The organism is Caballeronia terrestris (genome assembly GCF_001544515.1).
GTDB classification, from domain to species: Bacteria; Pseudomonadota; Gammaproteobacteria; order Burkholderiales; family Burkholderiaceae; genus Caballeronia; species Caballeronia terrestris.
On sequence record NZ_FCOL02000029.1, the window covers coordinates 45307 to 67906 of the forward strand.

Consider the following 22600-nt stretch of genomic DNA (forward strand, 5'->3'; position numbering starts at 1 on the left):
GCCCGACTTCCCATGACTCAAGCAGCGACCCCGGCAACATTGCGCAGTACAGCCTATTCCAACTATGCCGCGCGCGCGTACGCTGCGCGTCCGGATTTGCCCGCGCAGGTCGCGCAATGGGCGTCGGTGCCGATCACGCGCGGCTGGGTCGAATCGCGTCTGGATGCGCTCTGCGGCACCTGCTCGGGCGATGGCGTTCTCAACGAAGCCGCGCTGAAAACCGCGCTGCGGCGTCTGCGCACCGAAGTGTTTTGCACGGTCATGGAGCGCGATCTCGCGGGCGAGGCCGACGTCGCCGAGGTGACGGGCGCGATGACCGATCTCGCCGAAGTCACGGTCCAGCGGGCGCTCGCGGTGTTGTCGGCGGATCTGGAGGTGCTCTTCGGCGAGCCGCGCGGACCCGAAGGCGAACGGCTGACGCTCGGCGTCGTCGGGATGGGGAAGCTCGGTGGGCGCGAGTTGAACGCGTCGTCGGATATCGATTTGATCTTCGTCTACGAGGAAGACGGCGAGACAGCCGGCGGTCAGCGCGCGCCGCTCACCACGCAGGAATTCTTCACACGGCTCGGTCGCCGGCTGATCGGCGCGCTCGCGGAACTCACGCAGGATGGCTACGTGTTTCGCGTCGATATGCGGCTTAGGCCGAACGGCGATTCCGGTCCGCTCGTGTGCAGCCTCGGCATGCTGGAGGAGTATTTCTACGTGCAGGGACGCGAGTGGGAGCGCTATGCGTGGATCAAGGGGCGGCTCGTGTCGGAGGGCGAAAGCGACTCGGCGCGACGGCTCGCGAAGCAGCTCGACGCGATCGTCACGCCGTTCGTGTACCGACGTTATCTCGATTACGGCGTGATCTCGGCGATCCGTTCGCTGCATCTGCAGATTCGCCAGGAAGCGCAGCGGCGCGCGTCGATGCGCCCCGACAAGGCCGACGACATCAAGCTCGGACGCGGCGGCATCCGCGAAATCGAGTTCAGCGCGCAGGTGTTTCAATTGATCCGCGGCGGACAGGCCGCCGCATTCCGCATTCGTCCGACGCTTGCCGTGCTCGAGCGGGCGGCGGCGCACGGGCTGATTTCGACGGCGGTGCGCGCTGCGCTGAGCGAGGCGTATCTGTTTTTGAGGACGGTCGAGCATCGGCTGCAGTATCGCAACGACGCGCAGACGCACGCGATGCCCGTCGCGCTCGACGAGCGCGAGTTGCTCGCGGAATCGCTCGGTTTCGCCGATTACGCCGCGCTGATGACGAAGCTCGATGCGCATCGCGAACTCGTCGAAGAACAGTTCGACGAGATTTTCGCCGACAAGGTCAGCGGGCAGGGCGGCTGCGGTGTGGCGGAGGATTCGGCGGCGTCGTGGATCTGGAGCAGCGCGCTCGCCGACGACAGCGCCGGCGAAGAACTCGTCGCGCGGCTCGCCGGGCTCGGCTTCACCGATCCGGCGGCGTTGCTGGCGCGGCTGACGAGCGTCTGGAATTCGACGCGCTATCTTGGATTGCCGGCGAAGAGCCGGGAGCGCTTCGACATCGTCGCGCAGCGCGCGCTGGAAGCGGCGCAGTCGATCGAGCCGGCCGCGCGGCGTGGTGACACGATTACGCGGCTTTTCGATTTGCTTGAGGCTGTGAGTAAGCGGGGGGCGTATCTCGCGTTGCTGACTGAGTATCCGGCGGCGCTGGATCGTGTGCTTTCCGTTTTGGGCGGGTCGCGCTGGGCGGCGGGGTATTTGATCCGCCATCCGCAATTGCTCGATGAATTGCTCGACGATGAAGCGATTGCCAGTCCGTTCGATTGGCCCGAGTTCAAGCGCTCGCTGCGCGCCCGGCTGGCGGTGGCCGATGGCGCCGAGCAGCAGATGGATTTGCTGCGGCATGCGCATCAGGCTGAAGTGTTCCGGATCCTTCTGATTGATCTGGCGGGGAGTCTTACGGTTGAGCATGTGAGTGACCGGCTGTCTGAACTCGCGGATGCGGTTTTGGACGTGACGGTCGAGACGGTCTGGAAGCAGTTTCCCAAGCGGCATCGGGATGTGCCTCGGTTCGCCGTGATCGCTTATGGGAAGTTGGGTGGGAAGGAACTCGGGTATGCGTCGGACCTCGATCTGATCTTTCTCTACGATGATCCGGATGACGCCGCTTCGGATGTTTATGCGATGTTTGCTCGGCGGCTTGTTACTTGGCTAACCACGGCGACGGGAGCGGGGACGCTGTTTGATGTCGATTTGAGGCTGCGGCCAAATGGGGAGTCGGGGCTGCTGGTCACGAGTTTGGAGTCGTTTCGTGCGTACCAAATCCGCGAAGGCGATGCGGCTAATACGGCCTGGGTTTGGGAGCATCAGGCGCTTTCCCGAGCGCGTTATAGCGCGGGCGATTCCGCGATAGGCGAGGCGTTTGAGGCGATTCGGGCGGAGGTTTTGGTCGCGCCTCGGGAGGCTGGTCCGTTATCGCGCGAAATCGTCGCGATGCGCGAGCGCGTGGAGGCCGGGCACCCGAATCGGACGGCGCTTTTTGACCTCAAGCACGATCGCGGCGGAATGGTCGATATCGAATTCATCGTGCAGTTTTGGGTGCTCCTGCATTCACGCGAACATCGGGAGTTTGTGCGTAATGCGGGGAATATTTCGCTGCTGAGGATTGCGGCGCAGTGTGGGCTTATGTCCACTGACGAGGCGGAGACGGTTGGGGCCGCTTATCGGGTTTATCGGAAGATGCAGCATAAGTTGAGGTTGGATGGGATGGAGAAGGCTCGCGTCGAGCCCGAACTCGTCGCCGGAGAGCAGGCGGCTGTTATAAGCGTTTGGGACAGGGTCTTTAAAGGAGGTGTGGAGGCGTCGGGCCTCGGATAAGCATGGCCTGACAAAAAGCTCGTATATGCGGAAAACGATTTTTTGTTGGGTTTATTGCTATAGCTTCCTAAATGGACGGACGCCAGAAAAACTCGTTGAGGTCATTCACAAGAAGCTGATCAATAGTGGTTAAACGGTACCCTTCGAGGCTATTCGTAAAGCGCTTTTTTCGACAGCGACAATACCTCGTGTTGAGCCGAAAACACCGGGCGTAACGGTCGTCTCGGCCTCCGGGGCACCCGTGCCTTGGGCAACCATTGTCGCTATCGCAGATAACGGTACAACAAGTCCGAACAGACGGATTCGAGCGGTATGACCACGCTCACGATTTCCACACGCCGTCGCTATGAAGTGCTTATCGCGCATCCCAGTTTCGCGGGCGCCATGATCCCTTCATGGGATCCAGCCGACGATGTTCAAGTGTCTCTGGCACCTACTGAGAATATGGGTTCGGTGATTCTCTTTAGTGCTGGATATATTCCTGGACTTCATGGAAGATTAAATCCGATCCTTGACACTGAAAATCGTACATGTTTGTACGCCGATAATATTGCCGTCGACGGGGGTAAAAACCAGTCTGCTACGTTTATAGTGAATCATCCGATTCAACTTGAAGATTGTAACGGGATAATTATGCAAATTCGTATTCTTTATATAAAGGGGCGAACGTCCCTGATTCAGTTCGTTCATTCACGATACGATGACCAAGGATTGGATTAAAGGGCTAATTGGTACTAAAACCGAACGGATGAATCACCCACTGAACGAAAAGACCGCGCACATTATTGGGCGCGGTCTTTTGCTTACGATTTAAGAAGAGTTGTCTTTGCTTCGCGAGGTTTCTTCCGTCCCGCAAACAAAATTCCGCGAAAAAACTAAGCCGCCAACATCTCCCTAGCATGTTTCCTAGTAGTAGCCGTAATTTCAATCCCCCCCAACATCCGCGCGACTTCTTCCACTCGTTTCGCCTTATCTAGCGGCGTAACGGTGCTTACAGTCCCACCATTCGCATCCCCGGCTTTTGCGACTTGGAAATGCTGATCCCCGCGCGCCGCAACCTGGGGAAGGTGCGTAACGCACAAAACCTGCCGATCTCGCCCCAACTGATGTAATAGCCGCCCGACGACTTCAGCCACGCCACCCCCAATCCCCGTGTCAACTTCATCAAAGATCAGCGTAGGCGTCGGACTCGCGGTACTCGCAATCACAGCAAGAGCCAAACTAATCCGCGCCAACTCACCTCCTGAAGCAACCTTAGCCAGTGGCCGAAGCGCAACTCCAGCATGCCCCGCGACACGAAACTCGATCTGCTCAAGCCCGCTCGCCCCACCTTCCGCCAACGGCACGAGCGCAACCTCAAAACTTCCACCCGCCATCGAAAGCTCCTGCATTCCCACCGTAACCGCGGCCCCAAGCGCCGTCGCAGCCTTCGCACGCGCTTTCGACAGCACCTTTGCCTCCGCGAGATACGCGTCCTTGGCCTTCGCCTCCGCCGCCCGCAATCCATCCAGATCCGCCGCAGCATCAAGCCGAGCAAGCTGCTGCCGACGCGCCTCATGCTCTTCCGGCAGCGCTTCCGGCTGCATACGAAACTTCCGCGCCGTCGAATGCAACTGGTCCATCCGCTTCTCAACCTGCGCTAACCGATCCGGATCGAGCTCCAGCCGCTGCGCATAATGCGACAGCGAATACGCCGCCTCCTGCAACTGAATCTCCGCCGGCTCGAGCGACGCCAGCACATCGGAAAGCGCCGGATCGATATCCGCAAGCCCGCGCAGTTTGGAAGTGATCGCAGCAAGCTGAGTAATCATCGCGTCATCCGATTCGGATAGGGCGTCGAGCGCGCCCTGCACGCCGTCGATGAGACTCGCCGAATGCGACAGCCGATGATGCTCCGCGCTCACTTCCTCCCACTCGCCCGGCTGCGGCGAAATCTTGTCGAATTCGCTCAGTTGCCACGCGAGCCGCTCGCGCTCCAACTGCAACTCGCGATCGCGGCTCTGCGCCGTCTCCACCGCCTGCGCCGCGTCGCGCCAAGCGCGATACGCACGCGTCACCGAAGCAGCCGTGTCCGTAAGCCCGGCATGCGTATCGAAGAGTTCGCGTTGCGCATCAGGACGCATCAGCAACTGATGCGCGTGCTGCCCATGAATATCGACCAGCATCTCGCCGACTTCGCGCAATTGCGTGAGCGTCGCGGGCGTGCCGTTGATGAACGCGCGCGAGCGGCCGTTCGAATCGATCACCCGGCGCAGCATCACCGTGTCCGCTTCGCCCGCGGCCAGCGCGTGCTCTTCGAGCCAGCGAAAAACCGCCTCGTGCGTCGAGAATTCGGCGGTGATGTCGGCGCGCGCCTCGCCCGTGCGCACGACGCTCGCGTCGCCGCGCGCGCCGAGCGTGAGGGCGAGGGCGTCGATAAGGATGGATTTGCCGGCGCCGGTTTCACCCGAAAAAACCGTGAAGCCGCTGTCGAATTCGAGGTCGAGCGCGGCGACGATGACGAAGTCGCGAATCGAAAGATGACGGAGCATGAATGGAGGCGTGGAGGAATGACGCGTGTGCGCGTTCAGGGATTCGAAGCATCGGCCTGCGACGGATGCTCATGCCAGTGAAGCTTCTTCCTGAGCGTCGCGAAGTGACTGTAGCCGACCGGATGCAGCACCGGCACCGTATGGCGCGAGCGGCGCACCTCGATCGTGTCGTTCAGTTCGACTGCGGTGAACGACTGCATGTCGAAGTTCACGTTTACGTCGCGCCCGGCGATGATCTGGATATCGACCTTGGAATCGTCGGGCAGCACGATCGGACGGTTCGACAGCGAATGCGGCGCGATCGGCACGAGCACGAAGCCCTGCAACTCGGGATGCAGGATCGGCCCGGCGGCGGAAAGCGCATAGGCCGTCGAACCGGTGGGCGTCGCGACGATCAGGCCGTCGGAGCGCTGGTCATACATGAAATGGCCGTCCACGGACACGCGCAGTTCCGTCATGCCCGAAAAACCGCTGCGGTTCACGACGACGTCGTTGAACGCCAGCGCGTGATAAATCGGCTTGCCGTCGCGCACGATGCTCGCTTCGAGCAGGCTGCGCTCCTCACGCTCGAAGCAGCCCGCGAGCATCTGCGGAACGAGTTCGTGCATCTGCGCGAGCGAAATATCCGTGATGAAGCCGAGCCGCCCGTGATTCACGCCGATCAAAGGCGTCTTGTACGGCGCGAGTTGCCTCCCGAAGCCGAGCATCGTGCCGTCGCCGCCGAGCACGACCGCCACGTCCGCACGCGCGCCGATCTCGGCGGTGGACAGCGCCGGATAGCGCGTCACGCCGACCTCTTTCGCGGTCTGCGCCTCGAACACGACTTCGAAGCCCTGGCCCGCGATCAATTCGGCGATTGACGTCAGCGGCGCCTCGATGCCGGGCGTGTTGGTGCGCCCTACGAGCGCGACGGTCTTGAATTGGCTGCCAATTTCCATGCCGGCATTACAACATAGGTTAAGGGCGAAAAGAACCGTGGGCGAACCCGCCCGCGGCACGCGCGGCGCTTATATATTGTTTGTCGATAGAATGGAGCGCATCCTGAGTTCGGTGGCACACAGCGCGCGCCCAAGCGGCCCCGGGCGCGCACGCCGTTCAATGACGCGTTGAGCTAAAATTTCCCCATGCTAGACCCACGTGCACAAACCCTCCTCAAGACGTTGATCGAGCGCTACATCGCCGAAGGTCAGCCGGTGGGTTCGCGCACGCTGTCACGTTACTCCGGTCTCGAACTGAGCCCGGCCACGATCCGCAACGTGATGTCGGATCTGGAGGAGCTCGGGCTCGTCGCGAGTCCGCATACGTCGGCGGGGCGCATTCCCACGCCGCGCGGCTATCGCGTCTTCGTCGACACCATGCTGACTGTAGAGGCGCCCGAAGACGAAGCAATGACCACTGCCGTCAAGACGCGCCTGCAGGGCGAGGAACCTCAGAAGATCGTCGCGGCGGCGGCGAGCGTGCTGTCGAGCCTGTCGTCGTTCGCGGGGGTGATCCTGACGCCGCGCCGCAGCCACATGTTCAAGCAGATCGAGTTCATGCGCCTGTCGGACAAGCGCATCCTGCTCATCATCGTGACGCCGGAAGGCGATGTCCAGAACCGCATCATGGCGACGCAGCGCGATTATTCGCCGTCGCAACTGACCGAGGCGTCGAACTACATCAACGCGCACTTCGCCGGCCTGTCCTTCGACGAGGTGCGCCGCCGACTTCGCGAGGAAATCGACCAGTTGCGCGGCGACATGACCACGCTGATGCACGCAGCGGTCGCGGCGAGCACCGACACAACCGATCCCGGCGACACCTTGCTGATCTCCGGCGAGCGCAATCTGCTGGAAGTGGCGGACCTTTCGTCCGACATGGCGCGGCTGCGCAAGCTTTTCGACGTATTCGACCAAAAGACGAGTCTCCTGCAATTGCTCGACGTATCGAGCCACGCGCAAGGCGTGCAGATTTTTATCGGCGGCGAGTCAAATCTCGTGCCGATCGAGGAAATGAGCGTGGTGACGGCGCCGTACGAGGTGAACGGCAAGATCGTCGGCACGCTCGGCGTGATCGGGCCGACGCGCATGGCCTACAACCGCGTGATCCCGATCGTCGACATCACCGCGCGGCTGCTTTCCATGTCGCTTAGCCAGCAATAGACAGCCGAGCCTTCCCGCCATGTTCACCCGGCGCACGCCGCGCCGCCACTAGGCCGTTCGGCCGATGATGCGCCTCGACCCGCGCCGCTATAATGGCCTTCACTCCACGACGCCCCTTATCCGGCCGCCTTCTACATGCGTTTCGACCTCGAGTTGCCCTCACAGCATGCCGCCTCGCATCGCGTTGCCGTGCTGCTGATCAACCTCGGTACGCCTGACGCGCCGACGCCTCGGGCCGTGCGCAAATATCTCGCGCAGTTCCTGTCCGATCCGCGTGTGGTCGAGATTCCGGCATTCGTTTGGCAGTTGATCCTGCGGCTCGTGATCCTGCCGTTTCGCAGCCGTGCGTCGGCGAAGAAGTATGCGCAGGTCTGGATGCCGGAAGGCTCGCCGTTGCGCGTCTATACGGAACGGCAGGCCGAGCAGTTGCGGCGTCTGTTCGCCGCGAACGACTATCAGGTGATCGTCGAGTACGCGATGCGCTACGGCACGCCGGGCATCCCCGCGATGCTGAATCAGTTGAAGCTCGAAGGCGCCGAGCGCGTGCTGCTGGTGCCGATGTATCCGCAATATTCGTCATCGACCACGGCCACCGCCTTCGACGACGCGTTTACCGCGCTCAAGCGGGTGCGCAACCAGCCCGAAATCCGCACAATCCGCCATTACGCCGATCATCCGGCCTATATCGGCGCGCTCGCCGAACAGGTGCGCGATTACTGGCGGCATCACGGCCAGCCGGATTTCGCCGCGGGCGACAAACTCGTGCTGAGTTTTCATGGCGTGCCCAAGCGCACGATGGATCTCGGCGATCCGTACCACGACCAGTGCCAGCAGACCGGTTCGCTGCTCACGGCGGCGCTCGGGCTTACGCCGGTCGAATGCCGCATCACGTTCCAGTCGCGTTTTGGACGCGCGGAGTGGCTGCAGCCGTACACCGCGCCTACGCTTGCCGAACTCGGCGCGGGCGGCGTGAAGCGCGTGGACGTGTTCTGCCCGGGCTTCACCGCGGATTGTCTGGAGACGATCGAGGAAATCGGCATCGAAGTGCGCGACGAATTCCTGCACGCGGGCGGCAAGGCGTTTCACCGCATTCCGTGCCTGAACGCTTCGCCGTCGTGGATCAAGGCGCTCGGCGAGATCGTCGCGCAACATCTGCAGGGCTGGCCGGTTCAGGCGGTGCAGCCGCTGAGCGCGGTCGCGTGACACATTAGCCAGAGAAAATGATCCACAAGATTTCGACTGAACCCGGCGCGCGTCTTCGCATCGACAAATGGCTTTGGGCGGCGCGCTTCTTCAAAACACGTTCGCTCGCGAGCGATGCCGTCGAAAAGGGCCGCGTGCGGATCGGCGGGGCGAATGTGAAGCCGTCGAAGGACGTGCGTATCGGCGATATCGTCGAGATCGATATTGACCGGCTGATCTGGCAAGTGGAAGTGCTCGGTATCTGCGACGTGCGCGGACCGGCGACCGTCGCGCAGACGCTCTACGCCGAAACGCAGGACGGCCGGGAAAAGCGGCAGGCGGAAACGGAGCGGCGCAAGACGTATCGCGAGCCGGCGGCCGGATTACAGGGCCGGCCGACCAAGCGCGACCGCCGCACTATCGACAAAATTTCGGGTCCGGATTGAAAAGCTGCTCCACAGTGGCGTGAATGCCGCCGTATTCGGTGTTGCGCGCCGTGATGGTGCCGGACATGCAGATGGTCGTGGTTCCCGCAACGAGTACCAAGGCGACCACCGCGATAGCAAAGGTCAGTTTCATGGTACCCCCAGGTAACGGGCGAAACGGGCTAGGGCTTTGAGCGGGTTGAAATGCTTTCGTAGGGTTAGGGTTAACCTGCGCGGACGAAAGCCTCAACGAAGTGTAGGCGAGCAATGCCATCGGCTCAATCTGAAAGTGATTTTTGGCGTCAAAGTTTGTTACGGTGCGTTAAGTCGTCCGTGGAATAGGTCGGAAAAATCCCGCGCGGGGCCTTGAAAACGCCTGCCCACACCCAAAATGGGCGGTTAGCGCGGAAACAGTGCGCACGCGTGCGCTTCCGTAGTTGTATTTTTGCAACGTGGGCCCGGTGTTTTTTGCCCCGTTCGCATCGGAATCAACCGAATCAACCTTCAGCCAATATTCAGCGACATGGAAAACACGCAAGAGAATTCAGCGAGCCAGAACCCCACGCCCGCCGACGACGCAGCGCGCCAGGCCGCGGACGCCACCGGCGCCAACAACAGCGCGCAAGCGGCGCAGGCCGCGGAGCCCGCAGCGTCTGAAGCCGTCGACGTCAACGAAACCGCGGCGCAGCTCGCCGAGGCGCAGGCCAAGGCCGCCATGCTCCAGGAAGAGTTCCTGCGCGCGAAGGCCGAGACGGAGAACGTCCGCCGCCGCGCTCAGGAAGATGTGCAGAAGGCGCACAAGTTCGCGATCGAAAACTTCGCCGAGAATCTGCTGCCGGTACTCGACAGCCTTGAAGCAGCGCTCGCCGACAACTCGACCGACATCGCCAAGGTGCGCGAAGGCGTCGAACTGACGTTGCGCCAGTTGACCGGCGCGCTGGAAAAAGGGCGCGTGATCGCGCTGAATCCGGTTGGTGAGAAGTTCGATCCGCATCGCCATCAGGCGATTTCGATGGTCCCGGCCGAGCAGGAAGCGAATACCGTCGTGAACGTGCTGCAGAAGGGCTATGTGATTGCCGATCGCGTGCTGCGCCCGGCGCTCGTTACCGTCGCCGCGCCGAAATAACGCAGCGCTCGCCGACATGGCCAACGTCCCGGTCGATGCCACCGCGTTCTCCGTCTTCGAGATGCAGGCGCTGAGCGCCGACACGTTCGACACCGGGCTGGCATCGGCGGGAGAGGAATTGGCGGTCGTGTTTTTCTGGGGCTTCGATTGTTTTAATTGCGAGATCGCCAAGAAAGCGATGGTCGCGAAGCCCGACGAAATCCGCGCGCTCGGATTGAAGTGGTTCCACAGGAATGTCTACGAACATCGCGAACTAGGGCGCCGCTTCATGCTGCACGGCGTGCCGACGTGGTTCTTCTTCTACCGCGGCAAGCGCCTCGGCCGGGCGACCGGCTGGCACGGCATCGGCCAGTTCGGAGCCGCTGTGGCGGCGGCGCGCGGCAAGATTGACGCGATGCAAGCAACGCACGCAACCGGCCCGGCGGCATAGCAAAAAAATAAAGACCGCATCGCATTCGGGGTCTTGAAATCGATGCGAACGCACTTATGTTGCGTACAGGTATGAATTCTGGGCGTCCGGCCCGGTGAATCGGCGGCAAAAATCGACGATTTCACAAGTCCGGCCCCGCTGCGATCAAAGTTCTGGAGAGTACAAAAATGGGCAAAATCATCGGTATCGACCTCGGCACGACCAACTCGTGCGTGGCGATCATGGAAGGCAATCAGGTTCGCGTCATCGAGAACTCGGAAGGCGCGCGCACCACGCCGTCGATCATCGCTTATGTCGATGAGAACGAGATTCTCGTCGGCGCGCCGGCGAAGCGTCAGTCGGTCACGAACCCGCGCAACACGCTGTACGCGGTCAAGCGCCTGATCGGCCGCCGTTTCGAAGAAAAGGAAGTGCAGAAGGACATCGCACTGATGCCCTATCAGATCGTCAAGGCCGACAACGGCGACGCCTGGGTGGAAGCGCACGGCCAGAAACTCGCGCCGCCGCAGATTTCGGCGGAGGTGCTGCGCAAGATGAAGAAAACCGCTGAAGACTATCTCGGCGAACCGGTCACGGAAGCCGTGATCACGGTTCCCGCGTACTTCAACGACAGCCAGCGTCAGGCAACGAAGGACGCGGGCCGCATCGCGGGCCTGGAAGTCAAGCGCATCATCAACGAACCGACGGCAGCCGCGCTCGCGTTCGGCCTTGACAAGGCCGAGAAGGGCGACCGCAAGATCGCGGTGTATGACCTGGGCGGCGGCACGTTCGACGTCTCGATCATCGAAATCGCGGATGTGGACGGCGAAAAGCAATTCGAAGTGCTCTCGACGAACGGCGACACGTTCCTCGGCGGCGAAGACTTCGACCAGCGCATCATCGATTACATCATCGCCGAGTTCAAGAAAGAGCAAGGCGTCGATCTGTCGAAAGACGTGCTCGCGCTGCAGCGCCTGAAGGAAGCGGCGGAAAAGGCGAAGATCGAACTGTCGTCGACCGCGCAGACCGACATCAACCTGCCGTACATCACGGCGGACGCCAACGGTCCGAAGCACTTGAACCTGAAATTTACGCGTGCGAAGCTGGAAGCGCTCGTCGAAGAGCTGATCGAGCGCACGATCGAACCGTGCCGCATCGCGATCAAGGATGCGGGCGTAAAGGTCAGCGACATCGACGACGTGATTCTCGTCGGCGGCATGACGCGTATGCCGAAGGTGCAGGAAAAGGTGAAGGAGTTCTTCGGCAAGGAACCGCGTCGTGACGTGAACCCGGACGAAGCCGTGGCCGTCGGCGCCGCGATTCAGGGCCAGGTGCTGTCGGGCGACCGCAAGGACGTTCTGCTGCTCGACGTGACGCCTCTGTCGCTCGGCATCGAAACGCTCGGCGGCGTGATGACGAAGATGATCAACAAGAACACGACGATCCCGACGAAGCACGCACAAGTGTATTCGACGGCCGACGACAACCAGGGCGCCGTGACGATCAAGGTGTTCCAGGGTGAGCGCGAAATGGCGGCGGGCAACAAACTGCTGGGCGAGTTCAACCTGGAAGGCATTCCGCCGGCACCGCGCGGCACGCCGCAGATCGAAGTGACCTTCGACATCGACGCGAACGGCATTCTGCACGTCGGCGCGAAGGACAAGGCGACGGGCAAGGAAAACAAGATCACCATCAAGGCGAATTCGGGCTTGTCGGACGCCGAAATCGACAAGATGGTGAAGGACGCCGAAGCCAACGCTGAAGAAGATCACAAGCTTCGCGAACTGGCCGACTCGCGCAACCAGGGCGACGCGCTGGTGCACAGCACGAAGAAGGCCGTAGCCGAGTATGGTGACAAGGTCGATGCAAGCGAGAAGGAAAAGATCGAAGCCGCGCTGAAGGACCTCGAAGACGCGCTGAAGAGCGGTACGACCGACAAGGCCGCGCTCGACGCGAAGATCGAGGCGCTGTCCACCGCGTCGCAGAAGCTCGGCGAAAAGATGTACGCCGACATGCAGGCGGCGCAGGGCGCGGCGGCGGGTGCTGCCGGTGCGGCGGGCCAGGCGGGTGCATCGGAGTCGGCCGGCGCGAGCCAGCATCACGACGATGTGGTCGACGCGGATTTCAAGGAAGTGAAGAAGGACTGAGTCGTTGATCCGCACGAGCGATTCATCGCCACGGCCGGATTGGGTTTCGCGTGATGTCACGCGAAACCCGCCGATCGCGACGAAGCGATATTGAAGACGCGCCTGGCGAGCCTGATGGCTCCCCGGGCACGTTGTTTTTTTAGAGGGCGCTTGGCTTCGTGGTTGAGAAGTTGGCTGCAAAGCTGGCTGGGAAGCTGTTTGAGAAGCGGGGCGTCGAAGGGCACACACGGGTCGCGAGACCCGAAGCATCCGAGAGGGAGCCGGTGCGCGGCACGCGCGGCGGCATCGAACCGATATGGCGAAACGGGATTACTACGAGGTTCTGGGCGTCGCGAAGAATGCGAGCGACGACGAGATCAAGAAGGCTTATCGCAAGCTTGCGATGAAGTACCACCCCGACCGCAATCCGGACAGCAAGAACGCGGAAGACCATTTCAAGGAAGGCAAGGAAGCCTATGAAATGCTGTCGGATTCGCAAAAGCGGGCGGCGTACGATCAATACGGTCATGCGGGCGTCGATCCGAACATGGCCGGCGCGGGCGCGCAGGGTTTCGGCGGATTCGCCGATGCCTTCGGCGACATCTTCGGCGACATCTTCGGCCAGCAAGCCGGCGGCGCCGGCGCGCGCGGCCGTGCGGGTCCGCAGGTTTATCGCGGCGCCGATCTGCGCTACAGCATGGAAATTACGCTGGAGCAGGCCGCGCACGGCTACGACACGCAGATTCGCGTGCCGAGCTGGGTCAATTGCGACATATGCAAAGGCTCGGGCGCGAAGCCCGGTACGAAGCCGGAAACCTGTCCGACGTGTCACGGGCAGGGCACGGTGCGCATGTCGCAGGGCTTTTTCAGCATCCAGCAGACGTGTCCGAAGTGCCACGGCACGGGCAGCCACATCCCCGAGCCGTGCGCGCATTGCCACGGCGCGGGCAAGGTGAAGGAAACGAAGACGCTGGAAGTGAAGATTCCGGCCGGCATCGACGACGGCATGCGCATTCGTTCCGCCGGCAACGGCGAGCCGGGCATCAACGGCGGGCCGAGCGGCGATCTGTACGTCGAGATTCACATCAAGCAGCACGCGGTGTTCGAGCGTGATGGCGACGATCTTCATTGCCAGATGCCGATTCCGTTCACTACGGCGGCGATCGGCGGCGAAATCGAAGTGCCGACGCTCGCGGGCCGCGCGAGCTTCACGGTGCCGGAAGGCACTCAGTCGGGCAAGACGTTCCGTCTGCGCGGCAAAGGCATCAAGGGTTTGCGCTCCAGCATCGCGGGCGATTTGTACGTGCACGTGCAAGTCGAGACGCCGGTCAAGCTCACCGATCAGCAGCGCGATCTTCTCAAGCAGTTCGAGAAGTCGTTGACCGAGGGCGGCGCGCGGCATAGTCCGCAGAGCAAAAGCTGGTTCGATCGCGTGAAGAGTTTTTTTGATTGAAGATGCAATGACGGCCGATCTGCGCAGCGCGGCTTTCGCGCTGCTCGACGATTGCGACTCGACCGCCGAAAGGCGGTCGAGTCGTCTCTACACCCGGTTGGCGCACGAGCGGTCCACCACGGACGGCGCGGCGCTCGATGGCGTGTGTGCGCAGGTCGAAGGCGATCTGCGCGACGGTCTGTATGCGGTCGTGGTCGCGGATTACGAGTTCGGACGCAATCTTCAGTTGGCGCAGCCCGGCGATGCCGCGCTGCGCTTTTTGTTGTTCCGCGAATGCACGCATCTGTCGCGCGACGAAGCCGATGCGTGGCTCGCATCGCGTGATGAAGGCGCGGCGGCGGGTGTCGCGGGGATCGAGGCGAGCGTCACGCGCGATGAGTTCGACGCGGCGATCGCCGCCGTGCACGAAGCGTTGCGCGCGGGCGATTCGTATCAGGTCAACTACACTTACCGGCTGACGTTCGATGTGTTCGGCACGCCGCTCGCGCTGTATCGGCGCTTGCGGGAAAGGCAGGCGGTGCGCTACGGCGCGCTAATCGCGTTGCCGGAGGGCGGCGCCGTCGTGTCGTGTTCGCCGGAGTTGTTCATCGAGAAAAGCGGCGACTTGCTGCGCGCCCGGCCGATGAAAGGTACCGCGCCGCGCGAAACCAACCCGCAATCGCTCCACGACGATCCCAAGAATCGCGCCGAAAACGTGATGATCGTCGACTTGCTGCGCAACGACATGTCGCGCGTGGCGGCCACCGGGTCCGTGCACGTTCCCGCGCTTTTTTCCATCGAGCCGTATGCGTCGGTGTGGCAGATGACATCGACGGTCGAGGCGCGCGTGCGCGGGGGCGCCACGTTCGCGGACGTCGTGCGTGCGCTGTTTCCTTGCGGCTCGATCACCGGCGCGCCGAAATACAAGACGATGCAGTTGATCGACGCCATCGAAAGTACGCCGCGCGGGCTGTACACCGGCGCGATCGGCTGGCTGGATCGCGGTGGGGACTTCTGTATGTCGGTGGCGATTCGCACGCTCATCGTCCGCGAAGGGCGGGGCACGATGGGCGTCGGCGCGGGGATCGTGCTCGATAGCGTCGCCGCCGATGAATATGCGGAGTGTCTGTTGAAGGCGTCGTTTCTTACGGGCGCCGATCCGGGCCTGGAGCTATTCGAAACGGCCTATGCCACGCGGGAAAACGGCGTGCGGCACATCGATCGCCATCTCGCGCGGCTCGAACAGAGCGCGCTATATCTCGGTTTCAGGTTCAATCGCGAAGAACTGACGACGCGGATCGACGAATGTTGCCGTACGTTCGATGAAGGAACGCCGTATCGTCTGCGAGCCGCGCTCGACAAGGGCGGCAAGATCACGCTGACGTACGCGCCGCTCGCTCCATTGAATACCGCAACCGTCGACGTTCTTCTCGCGCCCGAGCACGGATTCGCGCCGCAGTCATCGAACGATCCGCTGTTGCGCCACAAGACGACGCGCCGCGCAGACTACGATCGCGCGTGGAAAGCAGCCGAATCGCAGGGCGCGTTCGACATGCTGTTTTTCAACGAACGTGGGGAATTGACGGAAGGTGGCCGATCGACGGTTTTCGTGAAGCTCGACAACCGCTGGTGGACGCCGCCGATCGACGCGGGCGTTCTGCCGGGCGTGATGCGCGCCGTGTTGCTCGAAGAACTGAATGCGGCGGAACGCACGATCATGCAGGAAGAACTGAAAAGCACCGAGGCATTGATTCTGAGCAACGCTTTGCGCGGCGCGATCAAAGCGCGATTAAGGCGCTAAAAACTTAAAACGTATGCTCCGGCCCAGGAAAAGTCCCTTCCTTGACGGCCCGCACATACGCCTCGACGGCAGCGAAAATCGACGGCTGTCCGGTCATGAAATCCTTCACGAAGCGCGGCCGTTTGCCGGGGAAAATCCCGAGCATGTCGTGCAGCACGAGCACTTGCCCCGAACAATCGATCCCCGCGCCGATGCCGATCGTTGGAATCGCGACCTGCTCGGTCACTTCGCGCGCGAGCAGCGTCGGCACGGCTTCGATTACCAGTAGTTGCGCGCCGGCTTCCTGTAGCGCGATGGCGTCGCGCCGCATCTGCGCGGCGGCCGCGTCGGTCTTGCCTTGCACCTTGAAGCCGCCGAACGCGTGCACCGACTGCGGCGTCAGCCCGACGTGCCCGCACACCGGAATCGAGCGCTCGACGAGAAAACGCACCGTATCGGCCAGCCATTCGCCGCCTTCCATCTTCACCATCTGCGCGCCCGCGCGCATCAGCGTGACCGCGTTCGCGTACGCCTCATCGCGCGAGCCGATCGTGCCGAACGGCATGTCCGCGACGATCAGTGCGCCCTTGTTGCCGCGCGCCACGGATGCCGTGTGATACGCGATGTCGGCGAGCGTGACGGGCAGCGTCGTGCTGTGTCCCTGCAACACGTTGCCGAGCGAATCGCCGATCAGCATCACGTCGACGCCCGCGCGGTCGAGCAGCGCCGAAAAGCTCGCGTCGTAGCATGTCAGCATCACGATCCGCTCGCCTGCTTCGCGCATCGTCTGGAGCTTGGGGACGGTGATCGCGTTGCGGCCGGTTTCCTGCAAATACGCCATGATCTTTCCGAAAGAAGGGGTGAGTCAGCGTTGGACTAGAAGGGCTTACAAGGGCCTAAAACGCTCAGAGCGACGTGCCTTTGACAAAGAATTCCTTGCGCCCGCGCATCGACTCGATCCGGTCGACGAGCAGCGCGAAATCCGCCGGCGAATCGAGCGGATTCAGATGCTCGGCGTTGACGGTAAGGAGCGGCGTCGCGTCGTAGTGATAGAAGAAATCGTTGTACGCGTCGCACAGCGCGCGCAGGTACGCATCCGGAATCTGCAGCTCCATCGGCAGCGCGCGCTTCTGGATGCGCGCGAACAGCACCTCGGGGCTCGCCTGGAGATAAACGACGAGATCGGGCGCGGGAGCGCTCGTATCGATGCGCGTCGAGATCTCGCGATAGAGATGAAACTCGTCGTCGGGCAGCGTGAGGCGCGCGAAAAGCTCGCTCTTCTGCGTGATGAAATCGGCGATGAGCGGCGCGTGGCCCGTCATCGCCTCGGCGACTTCACGCGTCTGCGTGAGACGCTGCAGCGCGAAGTTCAACTGCGTTTGCAGCGCATAGCGCGTGGTGTCGCGATAAAAGCGCTCGAGAAACGGATTGTCCTGCGGGCGTTCGAACAGCGTACGCATCGACCAGCGTTCGGCGAGCAGCGTGGCGAGCGTCGTCTTGCCGACGCCGATCGGACCTTCGATCGCGATATAGCGATGTGGCGGCCGCAACTGCGGCGCGGTGACGGTAAGGGGCGGAGCGGCGCTCATCGGCAGGTGTCGGGTTTGTTGGATGCGGTGGATGAAGCGTCGGAGGTCGCGCGTTGCGCGGCGAGCATCGGACACTGGCAGGTCGCGACCTTCTCGATGCGTTGGTCCTGCACGGTGCCGAGGAACGCATCGGCACGGCCGCGCAGCGGAATGACGAGCTCGACGTCGAGTTCGATGAGCGGCACGAGCACGAACGCGCGCTCGGTGAGACGCGGATGCGGCACGATGAGATCGGCGTCGTCGATGGAGGAATCGCCGTAGAGAAGGATGTCGAGATCGAGCGTGCGCGGCGCATTGCGATACGGCCGCTCGCGCCCGAACTGCTCCTCGACCGTATGACAGAGCCGCAGCAGTTGCCGCGCGGGCAGCGAGGTCTCGATTTTCACGACGCAGTTGAAATAGTCGTCGCCACCGGCGTCGACCGGCGCGGTGCGATAGAGGCTCGATTTCGCGAGCACGGTGATCGTGCGTTGCTGAGCAAGACACACGACTGCGTCTTTCAGGGTCTGACGCGCATCGCCGAGATTCGCGCCGAGGCCCAGATAAGCTACCGTCATGGCATAAGTCCTACGACAGTCGTTCAACGGCTTGCATTACTGAAGCATTCGAACGAGTTACTCGTCGCGGGGGCCGGCGTCACGCACTTCACGCGCTTCGCTCGCCGTGCCTTCGCTACGAATCTCGCCACCTTCCGCTCCCTCACCCGTCCTGCGCTTGGCATTGCTGCTGCGCCGGCGCCGCTTCTTCGGCGCGCGTTCCTTGCCGCCTTGCGAGAGCAGCGCTTCGCGCGCGGCGGCGTCGCCGTCGATGAAATCCGTCCACCACTGACCGACCGAAGCATCGAGCTCGCCCGATTCGCAGCGCAGCAGGAGGAAATCATAACCCGCTCTAAACCTTTGGTGTTCCAGCAGCTTCAGCGCGCTTCTGCCCGAGCGTTTTTCGAGCCGATGCTGCAAGCCCCAGATCTCGCGCATGTCCGACGAGAAGCGCTTGTGGATCGCGAGCTTCTCGGTCTGCATGTCGAGCACGTCGTCCATCGCGCGGTGCAGCGCGGGCACCGGATACTCGCCCGCCGCCGTGAACTGCTGCCAGCGCGTCTGCATGTCATGCCACAGGAGCGTCGCGAAGAGGAAGCCGGGCGACACGGGCTTGCCAGCGCGCACGCGTTCGTCCGTGTTGGTGAGCGCGAGCGTCACGAATTTCTCGCCGTGCGGCTGTTCGAGCACGACGTCGAGCAGAGGCAGCACGCCGTGATGCAGGCCTTCCTGGCGCAGCCGCGTGAGACACGCGAGCGCATGGCCGGAAAGCAGCAGCTTCAGCATTTCGTCGAAGAGACGCGCGGCCGGCACGTTGTTCATCAGGTCGGCGAGTTCCTTGATCGGCGCGCGCGTTGCCTCTTCGATCTCGAAGCCGAGCTTCGCCGCGAAACGCACGACGCGCAGCATCCGCACCGGATCTTCGCGATAACGCGTCGCCGGGTCGCCGATCATGCGCAGCAAGCGCGCGCGGATATCGGCCATGCCGTCGTGATAGTCCAGCACGGTTTGCGTCGCCGGATCGTAGTACATCGCGTTGATCGTGAAATCGCGGCGCGTGGCGTCTTCGTGCTGCTCGCCCCACACGTTGTCGCGCAGCACGCGGCCGCTCGCATCGACGGCGTGCGTGCGCGCATCCAGCTCGCCGCGCTTAAGGCGCCGTGGCGGCTCGGCGGGCGGCGCGTCGGCGGGAATGTCGACGAGCGCGCGGAACGTCGACGTCTCGATGATGTCCTGCCCGAACTGCACGTGGACGATCTGAAAGCGCCGCCCGATGATGCGCGCGCGCCGGAAGAGCTTTTGCACCTGATCGGGCGTGGCGTCGGTGGCGACGTCGAAATCCTTCGGCGCGACGCCGAGCAGCAAGTCGCGCACCGCGCCGCCAACGATGAACGCGCGATGCCCGGCTTCCTGCAAGCCGTCGGTCACGCGGATCGCGTTCCTCGAGATGAGCGTGGGATCGATGCCGTGAATATCCGATGACAGAATGACCGGCACGTTCGGGTCGCGCTTGACCGGGTGCGCCGGGGCGGCGGGTTTCTTGCGCGCGGTTTTGCGCACGGCGGCTTTGGTGTCGGCCAAGGCGTCGGCTTCGGTCGATGCCGATGCAGCGTCGGCCGATGCGCCATCGGAGGAATCGGCGCTATCCTGCCCGAACAGCTTGCGGATGAGTTTTTTGATCACTGTGTATTGAAGAGGTCCAGGATGCGCCAGCCTTTGGCTTGCGCGTGGGCGCGCAGGGTGTCGTCGGGATTGGTCGCGATCGGGTCGGTGACTTTTTCCAGCAGCGGGATGTCGTTGTGGGAGTCGCTGTAGAAATAGCTGTGCCCGAAATCGGAGAGTTGCTTGCCCATCGACGCGAGCCACGCCTCGACGCGCACGATCTTCCCTTCACGATAGCTCGGCGTGCCGGTCGGACGGCCGGTGAACGCGCCTTCCGGATGGTTGCCGACGGTTTCGACGTCGCACGCGATCAGCGTTTCGATGCCGAACGCTTCGGCGATCGGCGCGGTGATGAACGCGTTGGTGGCCGTGACGAGGCAGCAGAGGTCGCCTTCGTCCTGATGCTCGCGCACGAGCGTGACGGCGGCCGGCACGATCCGCGGATTGATGACCTCGCGCATGAATTGCGCATGCCAGTCGGCGAGCTGATCGCGCGAGTACTTCGAGAGCGGCGCGAGCATCGCGTGCAGATAGGCATCGATGTCGAGCACGCCCGCCTTGTAGTCGGCGTAGAAGGCGTCGTTCTGGCGCGCGAACTTCTCCGCGTCGACTATGCCGAGCTTCACCATGAAGCGACCCCATTCGTGGTCGCTGTCAGTGGGGATGAGCGTGTGATCGAGATCAAAAAGGGCGAGGTTCATGGGAGCGCATTTTACTTGAAGCGGGTTGAGGCGCGGGGCGAGCCGCTTTCCGGCGATATCGACACCGACTCGATGCTCAGCGGGTCGCCGAGAAGATCGGCGGGTTCGGGCGCTTTGTCGTCCGTTTTGTCGTCGATTACGCGACCTTCCGCCGATTTCGTCATCGTCCGGAGCAACGTCAGCGTGACCGCGCGCTTCTGTTCGAGCGAAAAGCGGTCGAGTTCGTCGAGAAGCGCCATCAGGCTCGGCATGTCGCGGCGGAAATGCGTGAGCAGGTAGGCGGGGAGATCGTCAGCGAGGGCGATGCCGCGCTCGCGCGCCGCGTGTTTCAGCACCGTCGCCTTGCCTTCGTCGGTGAGCGCGCTCAGGTGGAACACGAGACCCCAGCCGAGCCGCGTGCGCAGATCCTCGCGCACTTCGAGGCCCATCGGCGGCGCGCTGCCGGCCGCGACGAGCGCGCTCGACGGATACGCGCGCACCTCGTTGAAGAGATTGAAGAGCGCGATTTGCTGCGCGCCGGAGAGGCCGTCGCAGTCGTCGATCGCGTAGAGCGTCGCGCGCGGATCGAAGCCGAACGACGTCAGCGCGCTTTGCGGGCTCAAAAACTTCGCGCGCCCCGTCGATTCGTGGACGAGCGCCTGCAGCAGATGGCTCCGCCCGCTGCCCGGCTCGCCCCAGATGTAAAACGTGCGATCCGCGACCGGCCCGGCCGCGAGCGCGCCTTCCAGCTCGCGCAGCCGCGTCACGAGTTCGTGGTTGCTGGCAGCGAAGAAATTGTCGAAGGTGGCAGGCGGCGGCGTGCCGAGATCGAGCGTCAGTTGGCGTTGCACGGGCAGTCGGTTCCGTCGGGGCGTATCTTGAAAAGCATGGTGCGGGTGGTGCCGCGGTACGGTTCGCGCCGGGCGCAAGGCATTCCGCTCGTTTCGCCCGGATCCTGAAAAGATTCGGGCGACGCGGCGCGGAACGCGTGAATTCGAGCCGGAGGGCTGTCATCGGGTAAAATCCTATTTTACCGACCTTCTCGCTCATCCCCCCATGAATCAGCCGAAATCCGCCCCTGACGCCCAAGGTTTGTCTTATCGCGACGCGGGCGTGGACATCGACGCCGGCGACGCACTCGTCGACCGCATCAAGCCGTTTGCCAAGAAAACGATGCGTGATGGCGTGCTTGGCGGTATCGGCGGGTTCGGTGCGCTCTTCGAAGTGCCGAAGCGCTACAAGGAGCCGGTGCTGGTGTCGGGCACGGACGGCGTCGGCACCAAGCTGCGTCTTGCGTTTCAACTGAACAAGCATGACACGGTCGGCCAGGATCTCGTCGCGATGAGCGTGAACGACATCCTCGTGCAGGGCGCCGAGCCGCTCTTTTTCCTCGATTACTTCGCCTGCGGCAAGCTCGACGTCGATACGGCGGCTACTGTCGTGAAAGGCATCGCGGAAGGCTGCGAATTGTCGGGTTGCGCGCTGATCGGGGGCGAAACGGCGGAAATGCCGGGCATGTACCCGGACGGCGAGTACGACCTGGCGGGCTTCGCGGTCGGCGCGGTGGAAAAGAGCAAGATCATCGACGGCAGCACGATCCAGCCGGGCGACGTCGTGCTTGGACTGGCGTCGAGCGGCATCCATTCGAATGGGTTTTCGCTCGTGCGCAAGATCATCGAGCGCGCGCAGCCGGACCTGAACGCCGATTTCGACGGCCGCTCGCTCGCCGACGCGCTGATGGCGCCCACGCATATCTATGTGAAGCCGCTGCTTTCGCTGATGCAGAGCGTGACCGTGAAGGGCATGGCGCACATCACGGGCGGCGGGCTGGTCGAAAACATTCCGCGTGTGTTGCGCGAAGGGCTGACCGCCGAACTCGATCATCGCGCATGGCCGCTGCCGCCGCTTTTCTCGTGGCTGCAGAAGCACGGCGGCGTCGCGGATGCGGAGATGCATCGCGTGTTCAATTGCGGAATCGGGATGGCGGTGATCGTCGCGGCCGACGATGCTGAAGCGGCAACTGGCCTGCTGTCGGCGGCGGGCGAGCAGGTTTGGACCATCGGGACGGTGCGCGAGAGCCGCGAAGGTGAAGCGCAGACGGTGGTGATCTGAGGCGGGCCGAATCCCTTTGATGCAGCAGGGG

20 protein-coding genes are annotated in these 22600 nt (G+C 62.9%); 11 read left to right on the forward strand and 9 right to left on the reverse strand.

What is annotated here, in order from left to right:
- The first annotated feature begins 12 nt into the window (after positions 1-12).
- Both glnE and AWB67_RS39625 read left to right on the forward strand, forming a co-directional pair.
- Positions 13-2838 (forward strand): bifunctional [glutamate--ammonia ligase]-adenylyl-L-tyrosine phosphorylase/[glutamate--ammonia-ligase] adenylyltransferase, encoded by a 2826-nt coding sequence (gene glnE, locus AWB67_RS21965; RefSeq protein ID WP_087658336.1) that lies wholly within the window; start codon positions 13-15, stop codon positions 2836-2838.
- A gap of 312 nt (positions 2839-3150) precedes the next feature.
- Positions 3151-3558: a hypothetical protein gene (locus AWB67_RS39625; protein ID WP_125477637.1), complete on the forward strand. Its 408-nt coding sequence runs from the start codon at positions 3151-3153 to the stop codon at positions 3556-3558.
- A 155-nt stretch (positions 3559-3713) separates the two neighbouring features.
- On the opposite strand, the gene recN is transcribed toward AWB67_RS39625, so the two are convergent.
- Positions 3714-5369, reverse strand: a complete 1656-nt coding sequence (recN, locus tag AWB67_RS21970) for a DNA repair protein RecN (RefSeq protein ID WP_087658337.1) — start codon at positions 5367-5369, stop codon at positions 3714-3716.
- Positions 5370-5404: 35 nt separating this feature from the next.
- Positions 5405-6307, reverse strand: coding sequence for an NAD kinase (locus AWB67_RS21975; protein ID WP_087658338.1), 903 nt, complete (start codon positions 6305-6307; stop codon positions 5405-5407).
- Between the two features lie 186 nt (positions 6308-6493).
- Between AWB67_RS21975 and hrcA the strand changes: the two genes are divergently transcribed.
- The 3 genes from hrcA to AWB67_RS21990 all read left to right on the forward strand — a co-directional run bounded on the left by hrcA (position 6494) and on the right by AWB67_RS21990 (position 9138).
- Positions 6494-7510: a heat-inducible transcriptional repressor HrcA gene (gene hrcA, locus AWB67_RS21980; RefSeq protein ID WP_087658339.1), complete on the forward strand. Its 1017-nt coding sequence runs from the start codon at positions 6494-6496 to the stop codon at positions 7508-7510.
- Positions 7511-7645: 135 nt separating this feature from the next.
- On the forward strand, positions 7646-8713 hold the full coding sequence (gene hemH, locus AWB67_RS21985) for a ferrochelatase (RefSeq protein WP_087658340.1): 1068 nt from the start codon (positions 7646-7648) through the stop codon (positions 8711-8713).
- A gap of 17 nt (positions 8714-8730) precedes the next feature.
- Complete coding sequence (locus AWB67_RS21990) at positions 8731-9138, forward strand: Hsp15 family ribosome-associated heat shock protein (protein WP_087658341.1); 408 nt, start codon at positions 8731-8733, stop codon at positions 9136-9138.
- Here AWB67_RS21990 and AWB67_RS41455 read toward each other — a convergent pair.
- Entirely contained in the window at positions 9110-9271 is a 162-nt protein-coding gene (locus AWB67_RS41455) for a hypothetical protein (protein ID WP_181505500.1), read from the reverse strand. The two genes, AWB67_RS21990 and AWB67_RS41455, sit on opposite strands and share 29 nt — an antisense overlap.
- 369 nt (positions 9272-9640) lie before the next feature.
- Here AWB67_RS41455 and grpE point away from each other — a divergent pair, with 369 nt between their 5' ends.
- The 5 genes from grpE (at position 9641) to pabB (ending at position 16011) form a co-directional block, all read left to right on the forward strand.
- Positions 9641-10243: a nucleotide exchange factor GrpE gene (gene grpE / locus AWB67_RS21995; RefSeq protein ID WP_087658342.1), complete on the forward strand. Its 603-nt coding sequence runs from the start codon at positions 9641-9643 to the stop codon at positions 10241-10243.
- Between the two features lie 16 nt (positions 10244-10259).
- Complete coding sequence (locus AWB67_RS22000; protein ID WP_087658343.1) at positions 10260-10673, forward strand: thioredoxin family protein; 414 nt, start codon at positions 10260-10262, stop codon at positions 10671-10673.
- 167 nt (positions 10674-10840) lie between these two features.
- Positions 10841-12799, forward strand: a complete 1959-nt coding sequence (gene dnaK / locus AWB67_RS22005; protein ID WP_087658344.1) for a molecular chaperone DnaK — start codon at positions 10841-10843, stop codon at positions 12797-12799.
- Positions 12800-13094: 295 nt separating this feature from the next.
- Positions 13095-14231, forward strand: a complete 1137-nt coding sequence (gene dnaJ, locus AWB67_RS22010; protein ID WP_087658345.1) for a molecular chaperone DnaJ — start codon at positions 13095-13097, stop codon at positions 14229-14231.
- Positions 14232-14238: 7 nt separating this feature from the next.
- Complete coding sequence (gene pabB / locus AWB67_RS22015; protein WP_087658346.1) at positions 14239-16011, forward strand: aminodeoxychorismate synthase component I; 1773 nt, start codon at positions 14239-14241, stop codon at positions 16009-16011.
- A gap of 4 nt (positions 16012-16015) precedes the next feature.
- Here the strand turns inward: pabB and panB are convergent, their stop codons facing one another.
- The 6 genes from panB to hda form a co-directional block, all read right to left on the reverse strand.
- Positions 16016-16831 carry a 3-methyl-2-oxobutanoate hydroxymethyltransferase gene (gene panB / locus AWB67_RS22020; RefSeq protein WP_087658347.1) on the reverse strand — a complete coding sequence of 272 codons (816 nt, stop codon included), beginning with the start codon at positions 16829-16831 and terminating at the stop codon, positions 16016-16018.
- A gap of 64 nt (positions 16832-16895) precedes the next feature.
- Entirely contained in the window at positions 16896-17579 is a 684-nt protein-coding gene (locus tag AWB67_RS22025) for a deoxynucleoside kinase (protein ID WP_087658348.1), read from the reverse strand.
- Positions 17576-18136, reverse strand: a complete 561-nt coding sequence (gene folK / locus AWB67_RS22030) for a 2-amino-4-hydroxy-6-hydroxymethyldihydropteridine diphosphokinase (protein ID WP_087658349.1) — start codon at positions 18134-18136, stop codon at positions 17576-17578. The genes AWB67_RS22025 and folK overlap by 4 nt, the downstream gene beginning before the upstream one ends.
- 57 nt (positions 18137-18193) lie before the next feature.
- On the reverse strand, positions 18194-19798 hold the full coding sequence (gene pcnB, locus AWB67_RS22035; protein WP_087658350.1) for a polynucleotide adenylyltransferase PcnB: 1605 nt from the start codon (positions 19796-19798) through the stop codon (positions 18194-18196).
- The gene (locus AWB67_RS22040) at positions 19795-20478 is read right to left on the reverse strand and encodes a histidinol-phosphatase (protein WP_087658351.1); all 684 of its coding nucleotides are present in this window, start codon (positions 20476-20478) and stop codon (positions 19795-19797) included. The genes pcnB and AWB67_RS22040 overlap by 4 nt, the downstream gene beginning before the upstream one ends.
- Positions 20479-20489: 11 nt before the next feature.
- Positions 20490-21314, reverse strand: a complete 825-nt coding sequence (gene hda, locus AWB67_RS22045) for a DnaA regulatory inactivator Hda (RefSeq protein WP_200822279.1) — start codon at positions 21312-21314, stop codon at positions 20490-20492.
- 199 nt (positions 21315-21513) lie between these two features.
- Here hda and purM point away from each other — a divergent pair, with 199 nt between their 5' ends.
- Positions 21514-22569 carry a phosphoribosylformylglycinamidine cyclo-ligase gene (purM, locus tag AWB67_RS22050; RefSeq protein ID WP_087658353.1) on the forward strand — a complete coding sequence of 352 codons (1056 nt, stop codon included), beginning with the start codon at positions 21514-21516 and terminating at the stop codon, positions 22567-22569.
- The last annotated feature ends 31 nt before the right edge of the window (positions 22570-22600 follow it).